Below are 26700 nucleotides of genomic sequence, written 5' to 3'. Positions count from 1 at the left end.
CGTACGGCGTTGCGCACACGGCGCCGAGTGCTACCTGAGATACGCGGCGAGCGGAAGGTTCTGGCGGCGTACGTCACCGGCGACGAGCCCCGCGATCCGCTGCGCGCCGTGGGTTTCGAAGTGGGTGCGGTCGTCGCAGAAGAAGGCGCCCACGGGACCCGATCCGAAGTCGCCGTCGTGCAGGCAGAAGCGCAGGCTGTTGTAGAGCGAGACGCTCAGCGTCTGCAGGTCGACGACCGGCGCCCCGGTGGCGGATCCCGCCGCGAGGGTCTGGGTGACGAAGCCGCGGTTCTTGGTGGCCGTGCTGCCGGAACAGGTGATGGCGGCCACCGGGGTGAGCAGCACCGGGTGCGCGCCCCGGGCCAGGGCGGCCCGCGCCATCATGGTCATCAGCTGTTGGTACCGGGCCGGGCCGACGTGCCGTGGGCAGGTCGAGGAGGAGTCGTTGATGCCGAACTGGATGAAGAGGTAGTCACCGGCCTTCATCCCGGTGCTCGCGTTCAGCATCGCCTGCCAGCGCGCCGAGTACGTGGTGGACGTCAGGCGGCACTCGCCGTCGGGGCCCAGGCTGCTGCTCACGTTCGATTCGTACAGCCAGGTCTGGATACTGCGGCCTCCCACCGCCTGGTTCCTGACGGTCACGTCGCTGTGGAACAGGGCGGCGAACCGGCTGCCCCAGCCGACCGGGCAGCGGGCGGCACTCGGGTTGGCCATGGTCGAGTCACCGCCAGCCACACGGTGACCGGCTCGGCCGCCGCTCGGACGGCCGGGGCGGCGGTGCGGGAGGCGCCGGCGCAGTTCGCCGCGACGCCGCCGGCCGCCGTGGCGGCGCTGTCCGCCGCCGTGGCGGCGCTGACGCCGAGGCTCGACAGGGCGATCACCAGCACGGTCGTGAGGATGGTCCGTAGGTTCTTCATCGGGTCCCTCCCGGGGACGGGCGCGGCCGCGCGTCGGTCAGCGCAGGTGGGCGGCCAGGGGCAGGCTCTGTTCCCGGATGCTCTGGAGCAGCAGCCCACCGATCCGGGTCGCGCCGTACTGCGAGAAGTGGGTGTTGTCCGTGACGCCGTCGACGGAGGAGCGGAGGAAGAGCTGTGCGGAGGCGGGCGGGCCGAGGGACTCGACCAGCGCCCTGCTCCTGGCGGTCAGATCGATCACCGGCACCTGCTGCGCCGCACCGACCGAGCGCATCTCGGCGGGCAGGTCCACGCCGACGCCGTTGACGTGCAACGCCGTTGGAGTGAGCCGGTTGCCGTCGAACAGCCGGCGGACCGGTGGCGTCACCAGGACGGGGACGCCACCCTTGGCGCGGACCCGCGTGATCATGGCGGTGAGGTTGCTCCGGTAGGTGGACGCGCTGGTCTGCTTGTCGTTGTGGCCGAACTGGATGAAGACCGGGTCGTTCGCCCCGACCCTCGACAGCAGGGCCGGGAAGAGCGCCGAGTTGCTCAGGAAGCTTCCCTAACTCTCGCCGGAGTCGGCGTAGTTGGCGATGACCGCGCCGGGACGCACCGCAGTCGTGATCGTCTGACCCCATCCGGTGTACGGAGCGGCCGGCTGGTCGCAGACGGTCGAGTCACCGGCCAGGTAGGCGACCAGCGGCCGGGTCGCCGGCCTCACGGAGACGGCCGAGAGCTGCGGGGCGGAGCCCGTGAGGCGGATGTCCAGACCGGGGTTCCCGGTGCCGCCCTGACCGGTCGGCTGCCCCTCCGGCTGCCGCACGTTGACCGTGAACGAGTAGGTGGCGACGGCGCCTGCGGCCGTTCTCGTCGCCGGAAGCATCAGACGCCGGGCCTCCACCCACATCTCGGTCTGCCCGGCCGACGCTCCACCGAGGGAGACCGTCACGTCGTAGTCGCCCGGCGGGACCGCGTAGTGACAGCTGATCGGCGAGGTACCGGAACAGCCGGCCGGCAGAGCCCGCGGCGTGGCGAGGCCGGCGTGCGCCGCACCGGTACCGGCCAGCGCCGCGAGGGTCAGGAGGCCCGCTGCTCCCAGCCGTGCCGCATGTCTGCCGCGACTCCCTGATGCCAGGTCCCTTACCACCATGTGTGCCCTCCTTGACCACGGAGATGTGCGGGTTGAGGTCTGCGGCCCGTCGCTCAGGCCGGGGTGAAGCCGTTCATGACGACGGTGAACCTCCTTCGGCGCGACGAAAATCGACGCGGGAGTGCCTGGTGAGCGACGCGTGGCCAGGGAGCGAACCACCCGCCCCGCCAGGGCCGCTCCCCTGCGGTCAGGTGGCCCTGCTGCCGCCTCCGGACGCCTTCGCGCTGCGCCCGACGCCGACCGACCCGCCGACGTCGGCCGGCCGCCACTCACAGCGAACCGGGCACCGTCGACCGTGACTGACGGGCTGTGAACGGTCCCAGATCGGGACGAGGTTACGGGTGTACATCCCCGAGTCGACGTGCTCGCGCTCGTGACTCGGCGGTCAGCCGACGGGGACCGTTCCCCGGTCGACCCGAGGTGCACCCCGCAGTTTTCCGGGCCGCGCTCCTGACTGTCAATCAGTGAACAAGACGAAGTCACGAATCCCAACAAGGCCGAACACCAGGTTCGGACAGAATCCTTGACGATGTATCAGCGCCCTCCCGCGCTCAGCCCTCACGGCGGCGTCACGGCCGCCGCCGCCCTGGCCGCCGCCGCCCTGGCCGTCTCCGTGCTCACCGGACTCTCGCAGACCGCGCACCGCCGCGACCGCGCGACCGGTGGAACGCCTCGACCGAGAGCTGACCAGCACACCCGCCTGCTCACCGCCTCCGGCGTCCACTCCGACAACGGCACCAAGGCCACACCCGCACTGTCCGGGGACATCCTCGGCGACTGGCGCGAAGAAGCCGTCTGGCCGACAACCAACAACACCGCCCTGCGCATCTACAGCACGCCTCACCAGACCACCTCCCGCATCACCACCCTGCTCCACGACACCCAGTACCACACCGCCCTCGCCTGGCAGAACACCGCCTACAACCAGCCCCCGCACCCCGGCTTCTTACATCGGCAACCCGGTCCTCAGCAGGGCTCACCGGCCCGGAGCGGAAACTGATCCACCCGGCGACTCGTCCTGGGTAACGAGCCGAGCGGAGGGGAAGCCAGGTGGAACGGGCGGACAGCGGTGTGACGTCGACGGGAAAGGCCGCGGTGCCCCGGTGGGCGCGGCGCCGGGCCGGGCAGGGGGTTCGGGGCGAGGGCGGGGAGGGGGGTACAGGACGCCGGTGGGTCTGGACGCGGGGGCGGGTGCCCGCCGCGTGCGCGGTGCTGACGGCCGGGCTGCTGGCGTTCCACCGGGTGGTGCCCAACTCCCCGGGCCGCCTGGGAAGTCTGCTGGAAGCGTTCCTGCCGTGGCTTGGCCTGGTGGTCCCGGTACTGCTCGGTCAGGCCCTGCTGCGCCGTTCGGCCACCGCCCTGGTGGCCCTGCTCCTGCCGGTGGCGGCCTGGACGTACCTCTTCGGCGGGCTCTTCCTGCCCGGGGCGACGTCCGGGCAGCACGACCTGGTCGTGGTGCAGCACAACGTCAGCGACCAGAACACCGACCCGGCGGGCACGGCCCGCGCCCTGGCCGACGCCGGGCCCGATCTCATCGCGCTGCAGGAGCTGGTGCCCCCGGCGCTGCCGGTCTACCAGAAGGCTCTCGCCCCGGGCTACCCGTACCACGCGGTCCGGGGCACCGTCGGACTGTGGTCGAAGCATCCGCTCACCGATGCCCGGCCACTGGACATCAAACCCCGGGGGATCGTGGAGCCCTGGAGTCGCGGACTGCGGACCGTCGTCCACACGCCGCACGGCGAGATCGCGGCGTACGTCGCGCACCTGCCCTCGGTCCGCATCCGGGCGAGCGGCCTCGCGTCCTCCTGGCGCGACGAGAGTGCCGGCCTGCTGGGCCGGGCCGTCGCCGCCGAACAGCTGAGAACGGTGATCCTGCTGGGCGACCTCAACGGCACGGTCGACGACCGCGGCCTGGCCCCGCTGACCTCACGGATGAACGTGGCCGGGCGGGGCTTCGCCTTCAGCTTCCCCGCCGCCTTCCCGCTGGCCCGGATCGACCAGGTCATGGCACGCTCGGCGACCGTCACTCACATCCGCACCCTGCCCACCACCGGCAGCGACCATCTGCCGGTCGCCGCCCGAATCGCACTGCCTTGAAGGAGCGGTGTCCTGATCCGCCCATGCGCAGACCGCCACCGATCCGATGCAGCGGGAGATCCCCGGTTGGCCGTACCGGGATCCCGCAAGACCTCTCGTGCTCGCCGGTATACCGGTGTTGGCCATCACGGCACTCGTCGGCCCGAACGGAAGCGGGAAGTCCACCCTGCTCGGCGTCCTGGCCGGTGTGATCCAACCCACATCAGGCGAGCTGCACCACGACGGCAACCGACCACCGGCGTTCGTCCCGCAGTGCGGCGCCGTCGGTGACGCACTGGCGCTGACGGTCAGACAGACGGTGGAGATGGGGCGCTGGGGCGAACGCGGACCCTCGCGCCGGCTGACCCGGCAGGACCGCGCCACCGTGGACACGGCCGTGGAGCGACTGGGCATCACCGACCTCGCCACCCGTCAGCTCGGCGAGCTGTCCGGCGGACAGAGGCAGCGCGCCCTGATCGCCCAAGGTCTCGCCCAGGAGTCGGATCTGTTGCTGCTGGACGAGGACGAGCGGAGCAACGCAACGCTGATGACGCCAATGACCCCGTCAGGCGCGCCTGCACGGCAGGCTCCGCACCTGCACGGCAGGCCCCGAACCCGGACCGTGACCTGCGCTTCCACGTGCGATCGCCGGTACGCCACTCGGCGGGCGGCATCGCCGGACGCCGACGGTCAAGCCCGTGGGGATGCGAGGAGCGAGGCGACTCCGGCCAAGCGGGAGGCAGCTACCGGGCTTGAGGGACTCGCACCCGACCTGGCGGACTCCTTCGCCCGAGCGGGCCGGACGCGAGCCCTGCCGGCAGACGTTGCGTCTCGTTTATTGAGACTTCACCCACCTGATCAAAGCTTGGTAAGGCTAACCTTATACACTGGCGCAGCTCCGCCGCCGTACCACGTACGCGCAGGCGCGACCGTCCCCTCTCCCCGCACGACAGGATCAACCATGCGCACGTCCCCGTCCCGTGGCCTCCTCACGGTGCTGGCCCTCGCTCCGTTGCTGGCCGGTTGTTTCGTGTCCGGGGAGGGCGGCTCGGGCGGCAAGGCAGCGTCGGGCGGTCGGCTGAGGATCGCGCTCGCAGTGCCGCCGGTGCAGGCGCTGTCCCCGTACAGCAACGACGCCACCGTGCTGAGCAAGCTCTCCGTGGCCGAGGGGCTCACCGAGCTGGACGAGGACGGTGCCGCCGCGCCCGCGCTGGCGAAGTCCTGGAAGCAGACGAACGGCACCACCTGGACCTTCGAACTGCGCAAGGCCACCTTCCAGGACGGCACCGAGGTCACCGCCGAGTCCGTCGTGAACGCGCTCGACCACGCGGGTGCCGCCGAGACCAGGCCCCGTGTCCTCAGCGACGTGACCCTCACCGCGAAGGCCGAGGACGCCGACACCGTCACGATCACTACGAAGACCGCCGACCCGGTGCTGCCCCTGCGGCTCGCCAGCCCGGCGCTGGGCATCCTCGCTCCGAAGGCCTACGGCAAGGGCGGCACCGTCAGTCCCGTCGGCACCGGTACCGGCCCCTTCGAGATCACCAAGCTCACCGGGAAGTCCAAGGCCACACTGGATCGCTACGACGGCTACTGGGGTGGCAGGGCCAAGTCGTCCGGTATCGACGTCACTTGGATCGCCGACGGCACCGCCCGCGCCAACGCCCTGCGCAGCGGCGACGTCGACATCGCCGAGTGGATCCCCACCGCCCAGGCGAAGCTGCTGGACAAGGACACCCGTCACGAAGTGTCCTCCGTGCGCACCGACAGCCTGATCTTGAATACCCGTACCGGCGGCATCTTCGCGGACAAGACGCTGCGGGCGGCTGCCCGCGAGGCCGTGGACGGTTCCGCGCTCGTCGACTCGGTGTTCGGCGGGTACGCCGACCCCGCGCAGGGCCTGTTCGGGCCCGCCGTCTCCTGGGCGGCCGACAACCGTGTCGCGGTGACCGCCCGCGTCGGAGCCGCGACCACCGCGCAGGTGAAGGCCAAGACCAAGGGCAAGACCGTGCGCCTTGCCGCCATCACCAACCGCGCCGAACTGCCGGAAGCCGCGACCGTTCTGCAGCAGCAACTGGAGAAGGCCGGGTTCACCGTGAAGCAGGACATTCGCGAGTACACGCAGATGGAGGCCGACCTCCTCGCGGGCAAGTACGACGCTCTCGTCTTCTCCCGCGTGACGCTCCTCGACACCGGCGACGCGGTCGCCTACCTCGCGAGCGATTTCACCAGCGACGGTGTCTACAACATCGCGGGCCTGAAGGACGCCGAGGTCGACCAGGCGATCAAGGCCGCCGCCGAGGAGGACGACACCGCGCGGCGGCAGCAGAAGATCATGCGGGCGGAGGCCGAGGTCCTGCGCACGGACGCCGTCGTGCCGCTGGTCCACGAGAAGGTCGTGCAGGGCATCGCCACCGATGTCGAGGGCGTGCTGCTCGACCCGCGTGAGCGGTCGCTGGTCGACGTCGACACCCGTCTGAAGTAGATGAGCGCGACATCGGCCGGCGCCGATGCCCGACCGGCCGGGTGGCACAGGGGTGTTGGCCGACTCGTCGCAGGAAGCACCCTGCTGACGGCCGTGTCCCTGCTGCCCTGGCTGTCCGGCACCGACCCGGCGCGAACGGTCCTGCGGGCCCGCTCCGCCGACCAGGCCCCCACCCCTGCGCAACTGTCCACCGTACGGGAGCAACTGGGCCTGAACGAAGGGCCTTTCAGCCACCTCGTGCGCTGGCTGGGCGGACTGCCGCGCGGCGACGCGGGCGCCTCCTGGGTTTCAGGCGAACCGGTTCTGCCCCAGGTGACGTCCGCTTTCGCGGTCTCCGTCACACTGATGCTCGGCGCGTTCACGGTCACGGTCGCGGTGGCCGCGCTCGTCAGCGCCCGCACCCTGTATCTCGGCTCCCGGCATCGGCTGCGACAGGCTCGGGCGGGCACCGCGGCGGCCGTCCTCGCGGCACTGCCCAAATTCCTGCTCGCCTCGCTGCTCGCCACGGTGTGCGGGGTGTGGCTGGGCTGGTTCCCGTCCAGTGGCTGGGAGGGGGCGCAGTCGATGGTGCTGCCCTCCCTCGCCCTGGGTGTGCCCTCCGGGGCGATGATCGGCGGCCTGCTCGACCAGTCCCTGCCCGCCGCCTTCCAGGAACCATGGGCACGAACCTGGCACGCCTACGGCTTCCCCGCCGGCCTCATCGCCCGCAACGCGCTGCGCCGCGCCCTGGCCGGCGTGCTTCCGCAGCTCCTGCCGACCGTCGTCGCCCTGGTCGGCGGCGCGGTCGCGGTGGAGAAGATCTTCAATATCCCCGGACTCGGCCGCCTCGCCCTGGACGCCGCCGTGGCCCAGGACCTCCCCCCACTGCAGACCACGACGCTGGCCCTCGTCCTGCTCGGCGTCACCGCCGGCCTCCTCCTCCAGGCCCTGCGCCGCGCCCTGCTCGGCCCCGCCCTGCGCGACGGCGCGCTGCACACCCTGCACCAGCCTGCTCTTGCGCGGCGGCGCTCCACACGCTGGATCGCCGGACTGTGCGCCGTCGCCCTGCTCGCCCTCGTCGTGGCCGGCCTGCTGCGCGACCCCCTGAACGTGGACACGACCGCCCGGCTGCTGCCGCCCTCGGCCTCCCACCCACTCGGTACGGACTCACTGGGCCGCGACATGCTGGCCCGGCTGGGCCACGGGGCCCTGCGCACGGCCGGAGTGGCCCTCGCGGTGACAGCCGTCAGCGCCGTCCTCGGGCTGCTGCTCGGCATGGCGGCTCGCGTGGGCGCAGGCCTGACGGAAGTGGTGTCCACGCTGCCGGCCGTCCTCGCCGGACTGCTGACGACCGCGGTGACCGGGCCGTCCGCCTGGGGTGCCGCGCTCGCGGTGTGCATGGTGGCCTGGACCCCTTACGCCGCCCAGGCCGCCGCATTGCTCGAAGAGGAACGGGCCAGCGGTCACACACTCGCCTCGATCTCCTTCGGCGCCGGCCCGCGGTATCTGCTGCGCCACCACTACCTCCCCGCGGTCCTGCCCGCCGTCCTGCGCAACGCCCTGCTGCGGCTGCCCACCACGGTCCTCGTCCTGGCCTCCCTCGGCTTCCTGGGCCTGGGCGAGCAGCCGCCCACTCCGGAATGGGGCCGCCTGCTGTCGGAGAACCAGCCGTACGTCGAACTGGCGCCCTGGACCCTCCTCGGCCCCGCCTGCGCACTCGTGCTGCTGTCCGTCCTCGCCGTGTCCGCCACGCCGTCGGGACCCAACAGAGCGCGGCGGAAGGGCAACCGATGACGCTGCCGGCCGGCGTCGCAGGCCCACCACCCTCGTCACGTCAGGCCGGCTGAGCGGGCGACAGCGCAGCCGATGGCGGATCGCCCGGCGACGCAGGTGACCGCCGAATTCGTCGGCGAACAACGTGGCGGTAGCAGGGTACTTGGGCCGCGTTCCCCCAGAAGCATCCGGACCGGCCTTCATGCGGGCGAGCCCCCGGACCTGATCAAGGAACGCATCAGTGCCGCCGAAGAAGCTGGCCGCGCCCGGCGGTCGTCCACGGCACCTCGCCGCGCTCCAGGGCGCCGGCGTGGCCACGGTTGTCGCCGTGTTCGAGGACGCCGTCAACCGCGGTGGTGGCGGTCTCCAGGCCGCGGTGGTGGTGCCATTCGAGGCCCCGGGGTTGAGAACGAGTCCTCGACCAGGGCGAGGAAGGGGTGGGTCAGGGCCGGGTCGGGCGGCACGAAGACCAGGGCTTGTCGTCGACCTGCGCGTCGGGGCCCAGCTGCTGCTTGGTGGTGATGCGGGCCGGCGTCCGGCCCGTCAGCTGTGCGTTCACCATTGCTCCGTCGCCGAGGACCCCTTCCGCACCTTCCAGACAAGGGCGAGAGAACAGGCCAGGAAGTGCAGGATTCCAGACTTCGTGCCGGAATCTCACGCCTGGTGCCGGAGGAAACCGTTTCCGACGTGGCGCTGGCTTGCGGGTCCCGCCTGTGCCTCGTTCGCGTGGAAACGCAGACGCCGGGAAGGCCAAGCGGCCGCGCCGGGAACAGCCGGTCCGGTCGGCACGGTTGTATCGACGAGGGACCGGCGCCGTATGGGCGGGGAACTCGGAGACCGCAAGGTCGTCCGCCCCACCAGGATCCGGGCCCCGGGATCGCGGTACGCCCGCCGCGCACTCGGACCAAGACGTACGTCCGCAGGAGGACTGTTCCATGACTGACCGGCCCTTGACGCTCATGGCAGTACACGCCCACCCCGACGACGAGGCCACCGGAACCGGAGGCGTCCTCGCGCGGTACGCGGCGGAAGGCATCCGCACGGTTCTCGTGACGTGTACCGACGGCGGTTGCGGTGACGGACCGGGAGGTGTCAAGCCCGGCGATCCCGGACACGATCCGGCGGCGGTCGCCTTGATGCGCCGTCGAGAACTCGAGGCGAGCTGTGACGTCCTGAAGGTCAGCGATCTGGAGATGCTGGATTATGCCGACTCCGGGATGATGGGCTGGCCGAGCAACGACGCCCCCGGATCCTTCTGGCAGACCCCCGTGCAGGAAGGAGCGGCCCGGCTCGCGGAACTCATGCTGCGCTACCGACCCGATGTGGTCGTCACGTACGACGAGAACGGCTTCTACGGCCACCCCGACCACATCCAGGCCCACCGCATCACGATGGCGGCGCTGGAGATGACCTCGCTGACACCGAAGGTGTACTGGACCACGGTGCCCCGCTCGATGATGCAGCGGTTCGGCGAGGTCATGCGCGAGTTCGGTGAGGACATGCCGGAGCCTGATCCTGCCGAGGCCGCCGCGTTGGCGGAGATCGGCCTCCCCGACGACGAGATCACCACGTGGGTGGACACGACCGGGTTCAGCGGTCAGAAGTTCGACGCGTTGGCCGCGCACGCCAGTCAGGGCGAGAACATCTTCTTCCTCAAGATGGGCAAGGAGCGGTTCGGCGAGTTGATGGGCATGGAGACCTTCGTCCGTGTCCAGGACGCCACCGGCGCGGCCGTACCCGAGAACGATCTCTTCGCCGGACTGCGCTGATCCGCCCGCCCGACCGCCCGACCGACCGGGCCTGGGAGGGAAGGGAAGGGGTATCGACCGCACGGCGCGATCGAGCGAGTCACACCCGGAGGCCCGGCCACGCGAGTTCCGCCGGCAGCCCGCCCGCGTCCAGGCCCTCGTCGGCGGCGTCGACCCGTGCGCGCACTTGCGACCCGACACCGCGCTCGTCCCCGAACCACCCGGCAACCGCACAGGTGGGAGACCTGCGGGCCACTGACTCGGAAGTGCGCGACAGCCCAGGGCACAAGCCCGACGCGGGCGAATGAAGCAGCAGGTCACGGGGGCGGGCCTCCGACACCGACCGCGAGACCCTGCTCAACGAGGAGGTGATCCTGTCATGGACCAGTCGCCAGCTTCTGGATGCGCGGGTGGTTCTCCAGTGCCCAGCGGACCGTCTTCGGCGGCCGTCCGAGGAGGGTCTCCAGCTGGTCGGTGGTGCCACGGTAACCCCCGCCGCCCATCAGCCTGGTCAGGGTCTTCAAGTGCTCCGCGGTGTGCGGGAACGAGGCCAGGGCGGTGTCCACGTAGGTCTCGTTCCAGGTTTCGATCTCGACGGGGACATAGGTGACCGGGCGTCCCAGCACGGCCGCGTAGTCCTCCGCGAAGCCGTGCATGTCCTTCAGCTCCGGGCCGTTGAGGTCGTAGGACTGCGAGATGTGCGGCGCCGGGTCGGTGAGGATCTTCACGCACAGCTCCGCCACGTCGTACCCCGCGATGGGCGCGAGCCGGTGGTCGCCGAAGGGCAGACGCAGTTCACCTCTGCTCAGCGGCTCCAGGGCCAGCCAGGTCATCAGGGGGTTCTCGACGAACATGGCTCCGCGGATGTTGACGGTCGGGAGGCCGGACCACTCCAGCACCTGCTCGGCGACCCAGTGGGCCCGCTGCTGCGGCGACCAGTCGGCGATGAGTCCGCCGAGCCACGCGCGTCGTTCCTCCTCCGGCGCGGTCATCTTCTCGAACGTCATGAACGACTGCTCGTACTCGGAGATGTTGACGAAGACTTCGATGTCGCCCTTGGCCCGTGCCGCCGCGGCCATCAGGCTGACGGCGTCGGTGTAGTACGGCGACAGGCTCATGCTGAAGTAGATGCGCCGGACACCCTTCAGCGCGGCGGTCACGTCGGCGATGGTGAGCAGGTCGCCGACGAAGACCTCGGCGCCGGCCTGGCGGAGCGAGTGCGCGCGTTCGTCGTCCTGACGCACGAAGGCCCGCACCGGGTGCCCTTGTTCAAGCAGCATGTCGACCATCGTCCGGCTCACACCACCGATTTCGCCGGCGGCACCGGTGATCAGGATGGGATTGCGCTCTGGCATCAAGGTGTCCTCTGTCTGGTGGGGGTGGGGCAGCTGTTCGGAAAGCCCGGGCAGCGCCTGTGCGTCAGCCGGCCAGCTGGTTCATCTTGCGGATCTGCTTGTCGAAGACCCCGGCGGGGGCGAGGCGACGCAGTACGCGTGCGCGTCCGGCCAGCGGGCCGGCGGTGTAGCGCGGCTTCGGCTTCGCATCGGTCGCTGCCGCGACGATCGCCTTGGCGACGACGGCGGGGGCGTCGCCGCCCCTGACCGCCTCCGCCATCAGGCGGTCGACGGTCTGCCGCTGCTTCGCGTACGCGTGCAGCGGCGTGTCGGGCTTCGCGCTGTTGGCCTCGAACCCGGTCCTGGTGTAAGCGGGTTCGACGATGAGCGCCCGGACGCCATGGTCACGGACCTCGTGGTCCAGGGATTCGGTGTAGCCCTCGACCGCGTGCTTGGAGGCGGCGTAGGCGGCCATGTACGGCTGGGGCAGGAACCCGAGCACGGACGAGATGTTGATGATGCGTCCGCGTCGCTGAGCGCGCATGTGCGGCAGGACCTCGTTCACCATGCGCATGACCCCGAAGACGTTGGTGTCGAACATGCCCTGGGCTTGCGCGACGGAGGTTTCCTCGGCCGCACCCATCGAGCCGACGCCGGCGTTGTTGACCAGGACGTCGATCCGTCCGAACCGCTTGCTCACCTCCTGGACCGTTGCGGCGACCGAGGCGTCACTGGCGACGTCGAGGCCGAGGAACGTCACGCCGTCGAGCGGGGTGACACGTGAGGTGTCACGGCTTGTGCCGACCACGTTGAATCCGACTGCGACCAGCGCAAGCGCGGTTTCTTTGCCGATTCCGGATGACGCACCCGTCACGAGTGCCACTGGCCGATCTGTCGTCATCATGGACTCCCGAACTCACTCGAAACCGATCGGTTTCCAGTACCGTAAACCGATCGGTTTCCATCTGCAAGTCCAAGCGGGGAAAGTGGCCTCATGGGCAGGATCAGTGCGCAGGAGAGGCGTGAGGGCGTCATCCGCGGGGCGATCGCCGAGTTCGCGCGCACGGGCCACCACGGGACCTCCACTGCGGCGATCGCCGACCGGGTCGGCGTCACGCAGCCGTATCTCTTCCGGCTCTTCCCCGACAAGAAGACGATCTTCCTCGCCGCATTGCTGCGGAGCACGGAAGACACCCGCCTGGCTTCCGAGAGGGCCGCCGACGCCGATGGAGGGCGGCGAGCGGACCTCCCAGGCATGACGAACGCTTACCCGCAGCTGATCTCGACGCGCTACGAAACGCTCCTGATGCAGATGCAGGGATACGCCGCCGTGGCGGCCGCCGAGGCGAGGGGCGATGACCTGATCGGTGAGGTCGTCCGGGCCGGCTGGATGAGGATCCGGGACACCGTGCACCTGCCGCCGGGTGCCGACGCCGATGCCGACGAGACCGCACGCTTCTTCGTGTGCGGCATGCCCGGCAACACGCTTACGGCCACCGGGCTTCCCTCGGGTGCGGGAAAGTGAGGGAGCTTTCCGGGTGGGTGGTGCGTCAGTGCATGTCTGCCGCGTCGAGCAGGGTGGTCACCGTGGGTGCGACGAGCCCGGTCAGGCTGTCGGCGCCGATTCCCGCGCGGGCGCTTGCGCCGTCGAAGACCAGGCTGAGCTGCCGGGCCAGCAGATCGGGATCGCCCGCCCCGCCCTGCTCGGCCTCGCTGCGGAAGAAGGCGGTCAGATTCGCCTTGACCTGGTGGGCGACCCGGCTCGCGGGGTGACTCTGGTCCTTGAGTTCGATCTGCACGGCCAGGTACCGGCAGCCCCGGAACTCGGGCGTCCCTGCCTGCGATTGCACTTGCTCGAAGACGTGCAGGATCCGCTCACGGGGTGAGCGGCCGTCGTCCGCCGCGGGCAGGAGAGTTGCCACGTAGGCGGAGGCGCGCTCCTTCAGGCTTGCCGCCAGGAGTTCGTCCTTGCTCCCGAACAGCTGGTACATGGAGCGCTTCGACACTCCCGCCGCCTTGCACAGGGCCTCGACGCCGATGTTGACGCCGTCCCGGTAAGTGAGGGTGGCCGCCGCCTCCAGCAACCGCTCCCTGGGGCTGAGTTTCACTTCGGTGGTCATACCGCGAGGTTAACTCGAAGCAGACGAAAAGAAAACCGATCGGTTTCCAGGGGTGGTCGGATAGAGGCTCGGCGACGGCCCGGGGGAAGGGCCGTCACCGAGCCATGATGTGTGCGGGCCTGCCACCCCCGGCAGGGCGACACACACCGGGGCCACTCCGAGTAACGGCCCCGCCCTGTGACCTGCCGCTACGCCGGGACGACGGTCTTCTCAGGCGGCGTTTCCGCCGGGACGCGGTGCAGCCCCTTGCGGTCGCACCAGCCGAGTACACCGAAGCCGAAGAGGGCGGCCGCCACGAGGCCGCCGGCCATCGTGACCCAGCCGCGGGTCACGACTACGGAACGCCCCGGTGAAGCCGGAAACCCTGCCGGGCTTGCGCGTGGAAACCGAACGGTTTACCTTAGTGGAAACCGATCGGTTTCTCATTCTGTGGAGGCAGTCATGACTGCTTTGAAGGGCGCACACGTCTTCGTCACCGGCGGCAGCCGGGGCATCGGCAAGGCGCTGGTGGAGGAGCTGTACGCGCGCGGTGCCGGCAAGGTCTACGCCACGGCCCGCGATCCGCGCAGCGTGACGCACCCCGGTGCGGTCCCGGTGGCGCTGGAGGTCACCGACCCGGCTTCCGTGGCGGCCGCCGCCGCACAGGCGCAGGACGTGACCGTACTGATCAACAACGCCGGTGCCTCCGTCGGTGCCTCCTTCCTCGACTCGCCGGTCGACGACGTACGCCGGGAGTTCGAGACCAATTTCTACGGCCCGCTCCTGGTCGCCCGGGCCTTCGTACCGGTCATCGAGCGCAACGGCGGCGGCCACCTCCTCAACGTGCACTCCGTGCTCTCCTGGCTCGCGCTCGGCGGCTCCTACAGCGCCTCCAAGGCCGCCCTGTGGTCACAGACCAACTCCCTTCGCCTGGAGCTCCAGCCGCGCGGCATCGCCGTCACGGGACTGCACGTCGGCTACGTCGACACGGACCTGGCGGCGGACGTCGACGCACCCAAGTCCGACCCTCGTGACGTGGCCGCCCTCGCCCTCGACGGCATCGAGACGGGCGCGTACGAGGTGCTCGCCGACGACATCTCGCGGCAGGTCAAGGCGGGCCTGGCCGGCGACCTGGCCGGACTGTACGCCCAGCTGGCGAAGTAACCCCTTCACACCCAAGGAGTCGGCGAGATGCCCAGCCACCAGTCACGTCCCACGATCCACATTCCGGGGACGACCAGCCACACCATCGCCCCGAGCGCGGGACTTGACGGCCGCGAGGGAACTCTGCGCTACCTCAAGGCGGGCACCGGCGCGCCCCTGGTCCTGCTGCACACCGTGCGCACCCAGGCCGAGCACTTCCGCCACCTCATCCCGCTGATCGCGGACCGGTACACCGTGTACGCCCTCGACCTGCCGGGGATGGGCTACTCCGAGATCGTCCCCGGGGCGTCGTACGACGAGCCGGCCATGCGCGCGGGCGTCGAGCGGCTCCTGACCGAACTCGACCTGCACGACGTGATGTTGGTCGGGGAGTCCATGGGGGCGGTGCTCGCCCTGACCACCGCGGCCGATCTCCCGGAGCGGGTCCGACGCGTCGTCGCGGTCAACACCTACGACTTCCGCGGCGGCATCGCCCGGTCCAGCCTCCTCGCCCGTGTGGTGATCAGCGGTGTTCTCGCCCCGGGGGTGGGCCCGGTGATCGCCGGGGTGGAGCCCAAGCCCGCCCTCACCAAGATCCTTCAGGGCGGCCTCGGGGACAAGAGCGCGCTGCGGGAGGACTACGTGGACGAGCTCCTCCAGGTGGGCCAGCGCCCCGGCTACCCGACCGTCGCCCGGGCCGTGTACCAGAGCCTGCCCAGCCTCATCGCCGCCCGCTCGCGCTACCGCGAGGTCAAGGCGCCCGTCCACCTCGTCTACGGCGAGAAGGACTGGTCCCGGCCCTCCGACCGGGAGGCCAACAAGCAACTGCTTCCGGCCGCCGACTTCACACAGGTCCCCGAGGCAGGCCACTTCATCGCCCTGGAACGGCCCGACGTACTGGCCGACCTGTTGAACGCAGTGGCCTGACCCCCGCGACCACTGACCTGAGGAGCAGTGCATGGCGGAGATAAAGATCGACGTCGACGTTCCGGCGCGGATGCGTGACGGCACGGTGCTGCGCGCGGATGTCCACCGTCCCGGCGGCGCGTGGCCGTGGCCGGTGCTGCTGAGCCGACTGCCGTACGGCAAGCAGACTCCCATGATGACCGTCGTGCCACGGCCAAGGACGGACACTCGGTCCTGAGGCATAGGAAATGGCCGATCACTGGTTCTTCGAGACAGTCATCCGTGTGCACCACGCTGCAGAAGGCGCTCCCTTCACGAGGCTGAGCGCGGGCATGCTGCATGGCGAAGGTGTCATGTTCACCTCCGGCCTGGGCCCGGCGAGTGTCGGGCTGGACCTGCAGAAGAACGCCTCCCTCGTGCCGGAGGGAGGCATCAACCCGTCGGCGACCTTCGCTCAACTGGAGATCAGCATCTTCCCCTTCGGTGGCACCACCGTCCCACCATCCGTCCCGGTGTCTCCGGCCTGGGCACCTGTCAAACGGGGCCAGCGGGTGATTGTCTGTCGCGGTAGGCGCGTGGGCCCGCTCCGTAGTGGTTCTTGAACGCCCTGGTGAAGTGGGAGGCGTCTTTGAAACCGATACCGAAGGCGATGTCGGTGATCGTCCGCCCCGCATGGCGAGGGTCGGTGAGGAGCCGCGCGGCACGTTCGAGCCGCTGTTCCTGGATCGACCGGGAAGGTGAGGTGCCCTCGGCACGGAAGAGCACCTGCAGATAACGGATGGACACACCGAGGGCGTCGGCGACCATGGCGGGCGAGAGCTGTGGGTCCGCGATGTGCTGCGCGATGTAATGACGGGCCCGCAGCCACTGTGCCGATCGAGGGAGCGCGGAGCCGTCACCAGAGGCGGGGCCCTTGGGCAGAGCGGCACCCAGGAGCTCCAGAACATTGATGCCGACCTGCTGGACGACATCGGGCGCCAGTTCGGCCGCGTGCCTGGTCAGCGAGCGGAGGTAGGGCGAGACCAGGGCGCCAACGCCGTGATCGCCTCGAACGACGGTCGCTGTCGCGTCCTGCGGCAGTCGGCAGTGTGCGGTGAACAGTGGCCGGGGGATCTTCAGCGAAACCAGCCCGAACCGGTCGGGACCGGTGATCCGGCACGGACGGGCGCTGTCGTAGAGGGTGAATTCTCCCGGCCGCAGGACCGCGTCGCGCTCACCCTGGGTCACGATGACCGAGCCCCGGACAGCCAGGTTGACGAGGAAGTCGTCCTGTGGCGACCGGCGTATCAGCGATGGCGTCCTGAACACCGTGTGCGGATCGGCGTCGACGGTGGCCACCTGCATGTCGCCGATCGCGTGAGCGGTGACTGTGCCCCGGAAGCCCTCGGTGCGACGCCGCGGCACGGCGACTTCGTAAGGGACGAACGCCTCGCTGACGACCTGGTGCCAGTACGACAGCTGTGAGGGGTCATCGACCTTCGCTGTGGAAAGTTCCAGACTCATGCGGTCACCTCGCTGCCGATCCTGCACGGACAAAAGGAGACCCGTGTGCGCGCAGAGTCAACAATCCCGTGCGGCGGGAGTCAAGACCTGGCCAGACGTCTCCTTCTATGTTCGGTGCGGGCACGGGGAATTGCCCGCCAGCGGCAGCCGGACGGAATCGGTTGTTGCGAAGTCCACCTCCCTCCCCGGCTTCAGAAAAGTCCGCCTCCCTCCCCGGCTTCAGAAAAGAGGAGAGATGACCACTTCCGACGAGATCATGAAGCAGCATGTCGCGACAGAGTCACGGATTGACCTCATGCGGGACAAGTACGCCCTCGAAGAGGGCTATATCAGCGACGACAGCACTCCGTGGGTGCCCTTCGTGCCCAACGTCTTCATCAAGCACCTCACCTTCGACGTCCGGACCAGCAGCGCCGCGAACGTGTTGTGGGTGCAGGAGGGCGGGGTGCTCGGCCGCCACCGCCACCGCGGCCCGGTCTCCGGTTACGTGCTGGAAGGCAGCTGGCGGTACATGGAATACGACTGGGTCGCGCAGCCGGGCGACTTCGTTCGCGAGAGCCCGGGGCGAAGCCACACGCTCTACTCCGAACGTGGCATGAAGACGATGTTCTGGCTCAACGGGCCGCTGGAATTCCTCGACGAAGAGGACCGGGTGCTCGAAACGGTCGACGTTTTCTGGTTCATCGATCATTACGAAAGCCACTGCAAGGCCAATGGGATCAAGATCAACGAGAGGCTCTACCTTTAGCGCAGGCGGGATCACAGGACTCACGTGGCCCAGCGCATGCATGTCAGCCCGCGCACGGTGTGAACGCGCTCACCGTGCGTGGCTCCGCAGAGGCGACGTCATGGTCCGCTTCAGCGTCAGTGCGCAGGCTCGGCGTTATGCACATGTTCCGATCTCTTGACGGCCGGCGCGGTGTGCCAGTGACGTCCTCGACAGGCCGAAGTGGCCGCATCAGACATCAAGGCCCTTGAGGCGTTCTGCGATCGGTGGGAGAGGGCTTGGAACGAGCACGACGGCGATGCCGCGGCCGCGTTGTGCGCCGAAGACCTGGTGTACGACGAGCCGGCGCTTGGTGAGACGGCGCACGGCCCAGACAGCATCCGCGACTTCGTGACGCAGATGACACGCGCCTTTCCCGACTGCACGTTTACGCGTATGGGGTTGTACGGGGAGGTGACGCGGCGGGCCGTGCTGGTGGCGTGGCGCTTCTCGGGGACCTTGGCCGGCACGGATCAGCGCGTTGAGTTCCACGGTGACGACCGTCTGGAGCTGGGAGATGACGGGCTGATCCACGCCTATCGGTGCCTGTACGACTACCGCTTCGTGCTGAGCCAGCTCAAGCGCGCGGAAACCGGGCAGTGACCGAGCCGGGCCGCACGCGTAAACCAGCGGCGGTGCGGCGGGCCGAGATCATGGAAGCGGCGGACGCGGAGTTCGCCCTGAAGGGACTGTCGGGGGCGGGCATCGAGGCGATCGCCGCCCGTGTCGGGATCTCGCACCCCCGCATCGTGCAGATGTTCGGCTCGAAGCGTGATTTGTTCCTTCAGGTCGTGCACGCGGCCTACGACAGGATCGAGGCCACGTTCGAGAGCGCCGAACCGACGCTGAGCGCGCTCGGTGACGCCTACCGGCATCTCCTGCAGAGCCGACCCAGCGTCGGCCTCGTCCTGTTGCAGGCTTACGCCGCGGCGGGCGACGCGGTGGTCCAGGAGTCGGTACGGGTGCGCCAGCTCGACCTCCAGCAGACCGTCACCCGTCTGACGGGCGCCGACCCGATGCAGGTGCGTTCCTTCTTGGCCACCGGTCTCGTTCTGACGGTCTCCGCGGTGCTGGACCTGCCCGAACGGCGCGCCGATACGCAGTGGTGCGCCTGGATCATCGGCCTCACGGACCCACCCGTCGGCGAGCGATGAGGTGCAAGCGGCGACAGAACTGATTGGCCCTGGAGGTGGCTCTTTCGGCGCTGCTCGGCAGCGGACTGTTCGTGGGCACGATGCCGCCCCGACGGGGCGCCCACCATCGCGTCGAAGGTGCCTGAAGCCGACCGGATCTCAAGGTGTTCTGTCATGATGCATCCTCTTCGCCGAACGGCTCCACCTACACCGACAGCGTCAACTGGACACTCGACTGAGAACCCGGCCCCTCGACTGATGCCCGGTCCGACAAACGGAACAGGCGCTACACGTGGCCCGTTCGACGGGAACACTCAGCTTCGTGCGGCGCCTCGTGGAAGAGCGACTGGTACTCCTCGGGGTGCCAGGATCCGCCCGGTGCGGGCTTGGGCGGGTTGAGGGCGTGCTGGGTGGTGCTGGCGCCGACGCCGTACTCCGACATGACGATCCTGCGGGACGGGGCGGCGGCACCGGCCGTAGACGGGCCACGTCCGTACCGCGCGGCGCGGCGCGGTGAGAGCGCCGCCCTGTCCTGATCTTCATGTCCCAAGTGCCTCCTGGACCACACGGCCGAACCTCGCTGATTGTCAAAGTCGTCCGGTCGGCCGCGCGGTGATGTCCCACACAGTCACCTCCCGAAGCGAAGGGGCAGTGCCCGAGGGGAGACCGACACACGGAGCAACCTCGGATGCCTCACCCGCCACTCGGTTCGCGCGTCGCCTCGCGGACGACTGCGACGCCGCCTTCGGGGACGGTGACGGAGCCCACGACCGGTTTGCCGGTGAGGAGTTCGACCCCTTCGGCGGGGATCTCGGCGCCGTGGCCGGCGTGGTCGATCAGGAAGAGGTAGTCGGCCTCCGCGCCCCGCCGCCTCACCACCTCGACGCCGGCTGGTACGTCGTGCTCCGGGCGCACTCCGGCTTCCTCTCGGATGCGCTCCAGGACGGTGGCCAGGGTGGCGGGGTCCGGGTGGGTGGCGACATACCAGGCGGTTCCGCTGCCGTACGCGTGGCAGGTGATGGCCGGGACGCCGGCCAGCGGTCCCTCGGCGTACTTGGCGACGGCATCCGCTCCGGTGAGCCGGAGGCGTTCGGTCCACAGGTCGGCGGTCGCATCCTGCGGGACCTGGCCGGCCAGGCCAACCGTGTGTCCGGGCAGCAAGGGGAACGGTTCGTCGCCGTGCACCCCGAGGACCTTCCGGAAGGCGCCTGGGTAACCGCCCAGGCGTACGTGGCAGTTCTCGTCCACCGCACCGCTGTGGAAGCCCACGGCGAGGGTGCCGCCGTGCTCGACGAACGCCGCCAGGTTGGTCGCGCCCGCGTCGTCGACCAGGTACAGGCTGGGGGTGAGGACGAGCCGGTAGCGGTCGAGGTCCGGGCTGTCGGGACGTACGAAGTCGACCGCCACGCCGGCCTTCCACAGCGGTGTGTACCAGTCCCTCACCAGGTCCTGGAAGCGCAGTTCGCTGCTGGGCTGAGAGGGCAGCTCCATGGCCCAACGGGCGTTCCAGTCCCAGACGATGGCGACCTGGGCGGGGCTGGTGCTGCCGCCCACTTCGGCGAGGGCCCGCAGATCGGCGCCGAGCCGCATGACGTCCTGCCAGATCTGGCTGTCGGTGCCCGCGTGCGGCAGCATCGCCGAGTGCCACTGCTCGGCGCCCGCCTTCGCGGCGCGCCACTGGAAGTAGGCGATGCCGTCGGCGCCGTGCGCGACGTGGGCGAGCGCGTTGCGGCGCATCTCGCCGGGTCTCTTGGCCCGGTTGACGGGCTGCCAGTTGATGGCTCCCGTGGAGTGTTCCATCAGCAGCCAGGGCCGCCCGCCGGCCAGGGAGCGGACCAGGTCGCCGCAGAGCGCGATGTCGATCTCCGACTCCGGGTCGGTGGCGAGCAGGTAGTGGTCGTTGGAGACGATGTCCAGCTCGGGGGCCCAGCGCCAGTAGTCCATGGCGTCGAAGTTGTGCATCACCATGAAGTTGGTGGTGGCGGGGATGTGAGGGGCGGCTCGGCGGAGCACGTCGCGTTCGGCGGTGAACAGCGACAGCAGTTCGTCCGAGCAGAAGCGGCGCCAGTCCAGCCGGTGAGTCGGGTTGGGGTCGGCGCCGGTGGCGCGGGGCGGGATGATCTCCTCCCAGTCGTAGTACCACTGGCTCCAGAAGGTCGTGCCCCAGGCGTGGTTGAGCGCGTCCAGGTCGTTGCCGTACTTCGCCTTCAGCCAGCGCCGGAAGGCGGCCGCGCTGGTGTCGCAGAAGCATTCGGCGTTGTGGCAGCCGTATTCGTTGTGGACGTGCCACATGGCGACGGCCGGGTGGTCGGCGTACCGCTCGGCCAGCGCGCCCGCGATGCGAAGCGCCGCGGTGCGGTAGGCGGGGCTGGAGGGGCAGAACGTTTGGCGGCTGCCGTACGAGAGCGTACGGCCGTCGCGGTCGATCGGCAGCGCTTCGGGGTGGGCCCGGAAGAACCAGGCGGGCGGGCACGCCGTCGGGGTGGCGAGGTCGGCGGCGATGCCGTTCTCGTGGAGGAGGTCGAGGATCTTGTCCATGCGGGAGAAGTCGTAGACGCCCTCGGACGGCTCCAGCAGGGCCCACGAGAAGATGCCGACGCTGACCATGGTCACCCCGGCCTCGCGCATCAGGGCCATGTCCTCGGCCCACACCTCCTCGGGCCACTGTTCGGGGTTGTAGTCGCCGCCGTAGGCGATGCCGGGCAGGCGGAGACGGCGTTCGGTGGTCACTGGTGGTACTCCGAAAAGTGTGGGGAACGAGTGGGAGGCGTGCTTCAGCCCTTGTTGGCGCCCAGCGTGAGGCCGCTGACGAACTGACGCTGCAGCACGAAGTACACGATCAGCGTGGGGATCGCGGTGAGCAGGGCGCCGGCGGCGACCAGGTTGGGGTCGGTGAAGTACTGGCCGGAGAGGTTGTTCAGGGCCGAGGTGATCGGCATGTTCTCGCCGGTGGAGATCAGCACGATCGCCCAGAAGAAGTCGTTGTAGATCCAGATGGACAGCAGCGTCGCCAGGGCCGCCATCGCGGGCTTGCACAGCGGCAGCACGATCTGCCAGTACAGGCGCCACACCGAGGCGCCGTCGACGAGCGCGGCCTCGGTCAGCTCGTGGGGCAGGGAGCGCATGTAGTTGCTGAGCACGAAGGCGCAGAAGCCGGACTGGAACGCCACGTGGATGAGGACCAGGCCGAGCGCGGAGTCGTACAGCTTGCCGCTCATGGTGATGCCGGGCAGGTCGATCAGCAGGTACAGCCGGTACAGCGGGGTGATGATGACCTGCTGAGGCAGCAGGTTGCCGGCCGTGAACACCAGGAGCAGGAAGAGGTTGACCCGGAAGTCGAAGCGGCTGACGTAGAAGGCCACACACGACGACAGGAACAGCGTCAGCAGCACCGCCGGGATCGCCACCAGCAGCGTGTTCCCGAAGTAGTGCAGCATGTCCGACTGCTGGAAGGCGTTGATGAAGTTGTCGAGGCTCAGCTTGTCGGGCCAGGACACGTAGCCCTTGGTGCTGGTCTCGGCGTACGGCCGCATCGCCGCGTACATCGCCCACAGCAGGGGCGCGAGCCAGGCCAGCGCGGCACCGGCGAGGAACACGTGGAGCAGGATCCGGGCGGGGCGGACGGGGGTGCGCTGCTTTCCGAGCGCGCTCACGGTGCTCATGCGCGCCGCTCCTTCCGGAAGGTCGCGATCAGGTACGGGATGATCACGGCGAGCGAGATCAACAGCAGGACCACGGCGATCGCCGAGCCGTATCCGATCCGGCTGGACTCGCCGATGATGTTGTTGGTGACCAGGATCGACAGCAGCTCGGTGCCCTCGGCGCCCTTGTTGAAGACGAAGACCAGGTCGAAGGCGCGCAGGGCCTCGATGATCGTGACGACCAGGACGATGGTGTTGGTGGGGCGCAGGGTGGGGAAGATGACGTTCTTGAACGTCTGCCACTCGTTGGCGCCGTCCAGCGCGGAGGCCTCGCGCAGGGCCGGGTCGACGCCCTTCAGACCCGCCAGGTACAGGATCATCATGTAGCCGGTGTGCCGCCAGGAGGCGGCGATGAGGACGGACCACAGGTTGAGGTCCGGGTCGCCGATCCAGTCGATGTACTTGCCGGGCTCGTTCGCACCGATGACGCTGTTGATCAGGCCGGTGTCGGGGTTGTAGACGAGCTGCCAGACGAACCCGATGACCGCCATCGACAGCACGACGGGCAGGAAGAACGCGGTCTGGTACACCTTGCTGAACCGGATCTTCTTGTCGAGCTGCACGGCCAGGAACAGGCCCAGCGGAGTCGGTATCAGGATGAGTACGACGAACCAGACGACGTTGTGTTCGACTGCCGGCCAGAACTGCGGGTTGTTGGTGAACAGTTCCTTGAAGTTGTCCAGGCCGACCCACTTGATGGAGTCGAAGCCGATGCCGTCCCAGGTGGTGAAGGCCAGCGCGATCGAGGTGAGAGCCGTGAGCCAGACGAGCATGACGTGCAGGATCGTCGGCACCCCGGCCATCAGGCCGAGCGTGATGCGGTCCCGTCGGGTGAGCAGTCGTCGGTGCCCCAACGGGGCTCGTAGCCGCTTGGTCTGATTCTTAGTCACGTTCTTCGGGGGGCCCGGGGGCGGCACTGCGGCCGTCCCCGGGGTGCTGGTGGCGCCGGTCCCGGTACCGGTGTTCGTGGTGGCGGTCATGCGGACGCGAAGATCGTCTTCTTCTGGCGCTCGATCGACGCCAGCAGGCTGTCGACGCCCTTGGGGTCACGGATGAACTTCTGCAGGGCGGGCTGCATCACCGTGGAGGTGAAGTCCGGGCGGCTGTCGCGGTCCATGAACTGGGTGAGGTGCTTGGCGCCGGCGATCGTCGCGTACGCCTTCTTCTGCAGTGCTGTGTACGAGGAGGTGTCGGCCTTGTTGGACGCCGCGACCAGGCTCGGATCGGACTTCAGGTAGATCTGCTCGGCCTCCGGGGTGCCCAGGAACTCCAGGAGCTTGAGCGCGCCGGCCTTGTTCTTCGGGGCCTTGGAGAGCATGAAGCCGTCGGTCGGCGCCTCGACGGTGTCCTGCCCGTACGCGGAGTTGATCTCCGGGAAGGGGAAGAAGTCGAGGTCGTCCAGGTCGGCCTTGTTCGTGAACTGCTGTGCCACGAAGCTGCCGAACAGGTACATGCCCGCCTTCTTCGATATCAGCGTCTGGGCCGCGTCCTGCCAGGTGCGGCCGACGGCGCCCTCCTGGTGGTAGGGGAGGATCTCGGCCCAGTGGTCGAAGACGGTGCGGACCTTGGCATCCGTCCAGGACGCCTTGCCGGCCATCAGCTCGACGTGGAAGTCGTAGCCGTTGGTGCGGAAGTTGATCTGGTCGAAGGTGCCGAGCGCGGGCCAGGCGTCCTTGTCGCCGAAGGCGAACGGGACGAGGCCGTCCTTCTTCATCTGCTTGCACAGGGCGACGAGTTGGTCCCAGGTGGTGGGGACCTCGTAGCCGTACTGCTGGAAGACGCTCTTGCGGTAGAAGACGCCCCAGAGGGACGTGGAGATCGGCACGAAGTAGTACTTGCCGTCCGCGCCCTTGCTGAGTGCCTTCATCGCCTCGGGGAAGTTGCCGCCGATCTTCTGCCACACGTCGTCGATCGGGGCGGCCAGGCCCTTGGCCGCGAAGAACTGCATGCGGTAGCCGGCGAACCAGTTGAACACGTCGTCCGGGGTGCCCTGGAGGTAGGAGTTGATCTGCTCCTGGAACGTGTTGTGGTCCTTGGTGTTCACGTCGACCGTGATCCCGGACTGCTTCGTGAACGCCGCGTAGATCTCGGCGAACGCCTTCTTCGGCACCGCGTCGGACGCGTTCGACCCGAGGCTGACCGTCTTCGGGTCGGCGACCGTACCGCTGCCGCCGCAGGCGCTGAGCAGCGGTATGCCGGCGCCGAGAACGGCTGCGCCACCAATACCGCGCAGGACGGTGCGGCGACTGGCAGCAGGCATGGGCCGACCGAGGGAGGAAGAGTGCATTTCGGCTCCTGACAGGGCGGCCGTGCCCAGGCGGCACGTCGGCCCGACGGGGGTGGGACGGGGAAGCGGTCGCCCACGCGACCAAGACTCAACACGATCGAACAAATCCGACCGGCGGTTGCGAGGAAGACTGAACGCTCCGGGGAGTCGCTGTCAAGTCCCTTCGACCTGAGCGCAGGCCCGACCGTACATGTCGAGAAGTCGGACGGCTTGCAGCGGGACGGGAGCGACGGCCTCGTTCCGTGAGCGGAATTGCGAGTGACAGTGTGCCGTTTGACCAGCATGTATGCCCGGCCGAGGTGCCCCCGCACGGTGGCTGCGCAACCCGTCGCCGGCCAGCCGCCCTCCACCGGATCCGTTGCCGCCCACCGGAATCGATACTGCGGGGACCCTTGACGTACAGCTGTCGGCTACGTAGACATGACCACGCGGTCAGACCGCGTGGTCATACAGTTGACCTCCTTCGATGCAGACGCACGGCCGTCGGGAGACTTCATGGCAGCAGTGGTGGGACGGAGCGAGGGCTCCTCCGTGCCGCGCAGCGCGGACGTGGCCCGCCTGGCCGGGGTGTCGCGCAAGACGGTGTCCAGGGTCCTCAACAACGAGCCCTATGTCTCCGAGGCGGCCCGCACAAAGGTCCTCGCAGCCGCTGAGGAACTCGGCTACCGGCTGAACCAGGCGGCCAGGACACTGGCCTCCGGGCGTACCGGCTCCATCGGCGTGGTCGCCCTGGGCACCGCCGGGTACGGAACCGCCTCACTGCTCGTGCACATCGAGCGGGCGGTGCGCGATGCGGGTTACGCGCTCCGCGTGGTCAACACGCTGGACGGCGACCCCGCGGGTATCGCGGGTGCCGTGGAGTCCCTGCTCGAGCAAGGCGTGGACGGCGTCATCGTCTCCGAACCCATCGTGGAAGGGGACGTCAGCGTCCGTGTCGACGTCCCCGTCCTCTTCCTGGGGGCACCGCCCGCCTTCAACGCCACCCGCACCGTGACCATGGGTGTGGGCGCCCACGAACTGGCCCGGGCTGCCACCGAGCATCTGCTGGACCTGGGACACGCGACCGTTCATCACCTCGCCGGCCCGCGGCGCTGGTACGCCACCAAGGACCGCATCGAAGGATGGCGGGCGGCGCTCGCGGCGCGGGGCGCGCACGAGCCGCCGCTGCTCAACGGTGACTGGTCGGCCGCCTCCGGCCATGCTGTAGGCCGGGCGCTGGCCTCGGACAGGTCCGTGACCGCTGTCTTCGCGGCGGGCGACGAGATGGCCATCGGGCTCATCCACGCCCTGCGGGAAGCCGGGCGCCGCGTACCTGAGGACATCAGTGTCGTCGGTTTCGACGGCAATCCGGTCTTCGCCTACGTCTCCCCTCCCCTGACCACCGTGCGCCAGCCCTTCGAGGCCGCGGCCCGGGAAGGCATCCGCCTTCTCGTGCACGCGATCGACAAGCCCGACACCGACCTGCCGCAGGCGAGCGACCCACCGGTCGAACTCGTCGTCCGCGGCTCGACCGCGCCTCCGCCGTCGCACCCCGACAAGACGGGCCGGCGCACCACCTGAGAGCACCCCGGCAGCAGGGAACGCACCGCGCCCGGGCACAGCTCTGCCACTCGCACCGGTCGTCTCACCCGAGAGGCGGATCGGTCCGACTCCCGTGCCGCACGACGCCGCAATTCCTCGTACGCGGTGGACGCGCACTCCGGGCTCGCCGCTTCCTACCC

26 protein-coding genes and 3 pseudogenes are annotated in these 26700 nt (G+C 69.3%); 15 read left to right on the top strand and 14 right to left on the bottom strand.

Annotation, left to right across the window (positions count from 1 at the left end; all coding sequences use genetic code 11):
* Nucleotides 1-30: 30 nt before the first annotated feature.
* The 3 genes from ACF1A1_RS16525 to ACF1A1_RS16515 form a co-directional block, all read right to left on the bottom strand.
* Complete coding sequence (locus ACF1A1_RS16525) at nt 31-714, bottom strand: carbohydrate esterase (RefSeq protein WP_392000452.1); 684 nt, start codon at nt 712-714, stop codon at nt 31-33.
* 240 nt (nt 715-954) lie between these two features.
* Entirely contained in the window at nt 955-1419 is a 465-nt protein-coding gene (locus ACF1A1_RS16520) for a GDSL-type esterase/lipase family protein (RefSeq protein WP_392000715.1), read from the bottom strand.
* Nucleotides 1420-1458: 39 nt separating this feature from the next.
* The gene (locus ACF1A1_RS16515; RefSeq protein WP_392000451.1) at nt 1459-2046 is read right to left on the bottom strand and encodes a hypothetical protein; all 588 of its coding nucleotides are present in this window, start codon (nt 2044-2046) and stop codon (nt 1459-1461) included.
* Nucleotides 2047-2740: 694 nt separating this feature from the next.
* Between ACF1A1_RS16515 and ACF1A1_RS16510 the strand changes: the two are divergent.
* The 5 genes and pseudogenes from ACF1A1_RS16510 to ACF1A1_RS16490 form a co-directional block, all read left to right on the top strand.
* A pseudogene (locus tag ACF1A1_RS16510) lies at nt 2741-3046 on the top strand (rhamnogalacturonan lyase); the annotation flags it as partial.
* 191 nt (nt 3047-3237) lie between these two features.
* Nucleotides 3238-4143, top strand: a complete 906-nt coding sequence (locus ACF1A1_RS16505) for an endonuclease/exonuclease/phosphatase family protein (RefSeq protein WP_392000450.1) — start codon at nt 3238-3240, stop codon at nt 4141-4143.
* A 46-nt stretch (nt 4144-4189) separates the two neighbouring features.
* Nucleotides 4190-4633, top strand: a pseudogene (locus ACF1A1_RS16500) (ATP-binding cassette domain-containing protein); the annotation flags it as partial.
* A 450-nt stretch (nt 4634-5083) separates the two neighbouring features.
* On the top strand, nt 5084-6607 hold the full coding sequence (locus ACF1A1_RS16495) for an ABC transporter substrate-binding protein (protein WP_392000714.1): 1524 nt from the start codon (nt 5084-5086) through the stop codon (nt 6605-6607).
* Nucleotides 6608-8380, top strand: coding sequence for an ABC transporter permease subunit (locus tag ACF1A1_RS16490; protein WP_392000448.1), 1773 nt, complete (start codon nt 6608-6610; stop codon nt 8378-8380). It abuts the gene before it with no gap.
* A gap of 217 nt (nt 8381-8597) precedes the next feature.
* Here ACF1A1_RS16490 and ACF1A1_RS16485 read toward each other — a convergent pair.
* Nucleotides 8598-8750, bottom strand: a pseudogene (locus ACF1A1_RS16485) (pirin family protein); the annotation flags it as partial.
* 544 nt (nt 8751-9294) lie between these two features.
* Between ACF1A1_RS16485 and ACF1A1_RS16480 the strand changes: the two are divergent.
* On the top strand, nt 9295-10128 hold the full coding sequence (locus ACF1A1_RS16480; RefSeq protein ID WP_392000446.1) for a PIG-L family deacetylase: 834 nt from the start codon (nt 9295-9297) through the stop codon (nt 10126-10128).
* Between the two features lie 356 nt (nt 10129-10484).
* Here ACF1A1_RS16480 and ACF1A1_RS16475 read toward each other — a convergent pair whose 3' ends face one another.
* Nucleotides 10485-11462 (bottom strand): NmrA family NAD(P)-binding protein, encoded by a 978-nt coding sequence (locus ACF1A1_RS16475; RefSeq protein ID WP_392000444.1) that lies wholly within the window; start codon nt 11460-11462, stop codon nt 10485-10487.
* A 64-nt stretch (nt 11463-11526) separates the two neighbouring features.
* Nucleotides 11527-12342: an oxidoreductase gene (locus tag ACF1A1_RS16470; protein WP_392000713.1), complete on the bottom strand. Its 816-nt coding sequence runs from the start codon at nt 12340-12342 to the stop codon at nt 11527-11529.
* Between the two features lie 93 nt (nt 12343-12435).
* Here ACF1A1_RS16470 and ACF1A1_RS16465 point away from each other — a divergent pair, with 93 nt between their 5' ends.
* Nucleotides 12436-12966 carry a TetR/AcrR family transcriptional regulator gene (locus ACF1A1_RS16465; protein ID WP_392000442.1) on the top strand — a complete coding sequence of 177 codons (531 nt, stop codon included), beginning with the start codon at nt 12436-12438 and terminating at the stop codon, nt 12964-12966.
* A gap of 25 nt (nt 12967-12991) precedes the next feature.
* On the opposite strand, the gene ACF1A1_RS16460 is transcribed toward ACF1A1_RS16465, so the two are convergent.
* Together ACF1A1_RS16460 and ACF1A1_RS16455 are read right to left on the bottom strand one after the other, a co-directional pair.
* Entirely contained in the window at nt 12992-13561 is a 570-nt protein-coding gene (locus ACF1A1_RS16460; protein WP_392000441.1) for a TetR/AcrR family transcriptional regulator, read from the bottom strand.
* A gap of 188 nt (nt 13562-13749) precedes the next feature.
* On the bottom strand, nt 13750-13893 hold the full coding sequence (locus tag ACF1A1_RS16455; protein ID WP_392000439.1) for a hypothetical protein: 144 nt from the start codon (nt 13891-13893) through the stop codon (nt 13750-13752).
* Between the two features lie 109 nt (nt 13894-14002).
* Between ACF1A1_RS16455 and ACF1A1_RS16450 the strand changes: the two genes are divergently transcribed.
* From ACF1A1_RS16450 to ACF1A1_RS16435, 4 genes are read left to right on the top strand one after another with little or no spacing between them, the layout of a single operon-like run.
* Entirely contained in the window at nt 14003-14704 is a 702-nt protein-coding gene (locus ACF1A1_RS16450) for an SDR family oxidoreductase (RefSeq protein ID WP_392000438.1), read from the top strand.
* Nucleotides 14705-14731: 27 nt separating this feature from the next.
* Complete coding sequence (locus tag ACF1A1_RS16445; RefSeq protein ID WP_392000436.1) at nt 14732-15610, top strand: alpha/beta fold hydrolase; 879 nt, start codon at nt 14732-14734, stop codon at nt 15608-15610.
* A gap of 31 nt (nt 15611-15641) precedes the next feature.
* Nucleotides 15642-15827, top strand: a complete 186-nt coding sequence (locus ACF1A1_RS16440) for a CocE/NonD family hydrolase (protein ID WP_392000434.1) — start codon at nt 15642-15644, stop codon at nt 15825-15827.
* A gap of 10 nt (nt 15828-15837) precedes the next feature.
* Nucleotides 15838-16191, top strand: a complete 354-nt coding sequence (locus ACF1A1_RS16435; RefSeq protein WP_392000432.1) for a DUF6448 family protein — start codon at nt 15838-15840, stop codon at nt 16189-16191.
* On the opposite strand, the gene ACF1A1_RS16430 is transcribed toward ACF1A1_RS16435, so the two are convergent.
* The gene (locus ACF1A1_RS16430; RefSeq protein ID WP_392000430.1) at nt 16124-17119 is read right to left on the bottom strand and encodes a helix-turn-helix domain-containing protein; all 996 of its coding nucleotides are present in this window, start codon (nt 17117-17119) and stop codon (nt 16124-16126) included. The genes ACF1A1_RS16435 and ACF1A1_RS16430 overlap by 68 nt on opposite strands.
* 208 nt (nt 17120-17327) lie before the next feature.
* Here ACF1A1_RS16430 and ACF1A1_RS16425 point away from each other — a divergent pair, with 208 nt between their 5' ends.
* The 3 genes from ACF1A1_RS16425 to ACF1A1_RS16415 all read left to right on the top strand — a co-directional run bounded on the left by ACF1A1_RS16425 (nt 17328) and on the right by ACF1A1_RS16415 (nt 19012).
* The gene (locus tag ACF1A1_RS16425) at nt 17328-17840 is read left to right on the top strand and encodes a 2,4'-dihydroxyacetophenone dioxygenase family protein (protein ID WP_392000428.1); all 513 of its coding nucleotides are present in this window, start codon (nt 17328-17330) and stop codon (nt 17838-17840) included.
* A gap of 201 nt (nt 17841-18041) precedes the next feature.
* Nucleotides 18042-18461: an ester cyclase gene (locus ACF1A1_RS16420; RefSeq protein ID WP_392000427.1), complete on the top strand. Its 420-nt coding sequence runs from the start codon at nt 18042-18044 to the stop codon at nt 18459-18461.
* Complete coding sequence (locus ACF1A1_RS16415) at nt 18458-19012, top strand: TetR/AcrR family transcriptional regulator (RefSeq protein WP_392000425.1); 555 nt, start codon at nt 18458-18460, stop codon at nt 19010-19012. Before ACF1A1_RS16420 ends, ACF1A1_RS16415 begins: the two co-directional genes overlap by 4 nt.
* 265 nt (nt 19013-19277) lie before the next feature.
* Here the strand turns inward: ACF1A1_RS16415 and ACF1A1_RS16410 are convergent, their stop codons facing one another.
* From ACF1A1_RS16410 to ACF1A1_RS16390, 5 genes are all read right to left on the bottom strand, one after another.
* Complete coding sequence (locus ACF1A1_RS16410; protein WP_392000423.1) at nt 19278-19433, bottom strand: hypothetical protein; 156 nt, start codon at nt 19431-19433, stop codon at nt 19278-19280.
* A gap of 251 nt (nt 19434-19684) precedes the next feature.
* Complete coding sequence (locus tag ACF1A1_RS16405) at nt 19685-21721, bottom strand: beta-galactosidase (RefSeq protein ID WP_392000422.1); 2037 nt, start codon at nt 21719-21721, stop codon at nt 19685-19687.
* A 44-nt stretch (nt 21722-21765) separates the two neighbouring features.
* Nucleotides 21766-22653 (bottom strand): carbohydrate ABC transporter permease, encoded by an 888-nt coding sequence (locus tag ACF1A1_RS16400; protein WP_392000420.1) that lies wholly within the window; start codon nt 22651-22653, stop codon nt 21766-21768.
* Nucleotides 22650-23672 (bottom strand): carbohydrate ABC transporter permease, encoded by a 1023-nt coding sequence (locus ACF1A1_RS16395; protein WP_392000419.1) that lies wholly within the window; start codon nt 23670-23672, stop codon nt 22650-22652. The genes ACF1A1_RS16400 and ACF1A1_RS16395 overlap by 4 nt, the downstream gene beginning before the upstream one ends.
* On the bottom strand, nt 23669-24952 hold the full coding sequence (locus ACF1A1_RS16390) for an ABC transporter substrate-binding protein (protein WP_392000417.1): 1284 nt from the start codon (nt 24950-24952) through the stop codon (nt 23669-23671). The genes ACF1A1_RS16395 and ACF1A1_RS16390 overlap by 4 nt, the downstream gene beginning before the upstream one ends.
* A 522-nt stretch (nt 24953-25474) precedes the next feature.
* Here ACF1A1_RS16390 and ACF1A1_RS16385 point away from each other — a divergent pair.
* Nucleotides 25475-26539, top strand: a complete 1065-nt coding sequence (locus ACF1A1_RS16385; protein ID WP_392000416.1) for a LacI family DNA-binding transcriptional regulator — start codon at nt 25475-25477, stop codon at nt 26537-26539.
* The last annotated feature ends 161 nt before the right edge of the window (nt 26540-26700 follow it).

Origin of the sequence: Streptomyces sp. NPDC014995, from assembly GCF_043080745.1 — a bacterium.
Classification (GTDB): domain Bacteria; phylum Actinomycetota; class Actinomycetes; order Streptomycetales; family Streptomycetaceae; genus Streptomyces.
The sequence above is the reverse complement of the archived record's forward strand: the minus strand, read 5'-3'. Positions and strand labels throughout refer to the sequence as shown.

What these genes read in the sequence shown, in the direction of transcription:
- ACF1A1_RS16525 (WP_392000452.1), bottom strand. Translation starts at nt 714, where the DNA reads ATGGCCAACCCGAGTGCCGCCCGCTGCCCGGTCGGCTGGGGCAGCCGG.
- ACF1A1_RS16515 (WP_392000451.1), bottom strand. Translation starts at nt 2,046, where the DNA reads ATGGTGGTAAGGGACCTGGCATCAGGGAGTCGCGGCAGACATGCGGCA.
- ACF1A1_RS16495 (WP_392000714.1), top strand. Translation starts at nt 5,084, where the DNA reads ATGCGCACGTCCCCGTCCCGTGGCCTCCTCACGGTGCTGGCCCTCGCT.
- ACF1A1_RS16490 (WP_392000448.1), top strand. Translation starts at nt 6,608, where the DNA reads ATGAGCGCGACATCGGCCGGCGCCGATGCCCGACCGGCCGGGTGGCAC.
- ACF1A1_RS16480 (WP_392000446.1), top strand. Translation starts at nt 9,295, where the DNA reads ATGACTGACCGGCCCTTGACGCTCATGGCAGTACACGCCCACCCCGAC.
- ACF1A1_RS16475 (WP_392000444.1), bottom strand. Translation starts at nt 11,462, where the DNA reads ATGCCAGAGCGCAATCCCATCCTGATCACCGGTGCCGCCGGCGAAATC.
- ACF1A1_RS16470 (WP_392000713.1), bottom strand. Translation starts at nt 12,342, where the DNA reads ATGACGACAGATCGGCCAGTGGCACTCGTGACGGGTGCGTCATCCGGA.
- ACF1A1_RS16465 (WP_392000442.1), top strand. Translation starts at nt 12,436, where the DNA reads ATGGGCAGGATCAGTGCGCAGGAGAGGCGTGAGGGCGTCATCCGCGGG.
- ACF1A1_RS16460 (WP_392000441.1), bottom strand. Translation starts at nt 13,561, where the DNA reads ATGACCACCGAAGTGAAACTCAGCCCCAGGGAGCGGTTGCTGGAGGCG.
- ACF1A1_RS16450 (WP_392000438.1), top strand. Translation starts at nt 14,003, where the DNA reads ATGACTGCTTTGAAGGGCGCACACGTCTTCGTCACCGGCGGCAGCCGG.
- ACF1A1_RS16445 (WP_392000436.1), top strand. Translation starts at nt 14,732, where the DNA reads ATGCCCAGCCACCAGTCACGTCCCACGATCCACATTCCGGGGACGACC.
- ACF1A1_RS16440 (WP_392000434.1), top strand. Translation starts at nt 15,642, where the DNA reads ATGGCGGAGATAAAGATCGACGTCGACGTTCCGGCGCGGATGCGTGAC.
- ACF1A1_RS16435 (WP_392000432.1), top strand. Translation starts at nt 15,838, where the DNA reads ATGGCCGATCACTGGTTCTTCGAGACAGTCATCCGTGTGCACCACGCT.
- ACF1A1_RS16425 (WP_392000428.1), top strand. Translation starts at nt 17,328, where the DNA reads ATGACCACTTCCGACGAGATCATGAAGCAGCATGTCGCGACAGAGTCA.
- ACF1A1_RS16410 (WP_392000423.1), bottom strand. Translation starts at nt 19,433, where the DNA reads ATGTCGGAGTACGGCGTCGGCGCCAGCACCACCCAGCACGCCCTCAAC.
- ACF1A1_RS16400 (WP_392000420.1), bottom strand. Translation starts at nt 22,653, where the DNA reads ATGAGCACCGTGAGCGCGCTCGGAAAGCAGCGCACCCCCGTCCGCCCC.
- ACF1A1_RS16395 (WP_392000419.1), bottom strand. Translation starts at nt 23,672, where the DNA reads ATGACCGCCACCACGAACACCGGTACCGGGACCGGCGCCACCAGCACC.
- ACF1A1_RS16390 (WP_392000417.1), bottom strand. Translation starts at nt 24,952, where the DNA reads ATGCCTGCTGCCAGTCGCCGCACCGTCCTGCGCGGTATTGGTGGCGCA.
- ACF1A1_RS16385 (WP_392000416.1), top strand. Translation starts at nt 25,475, where the DNA reads ATGGCAGCAGTGGTGGGACGGAGCGAGGGCTCCTCCGTGCCGCGCAGC.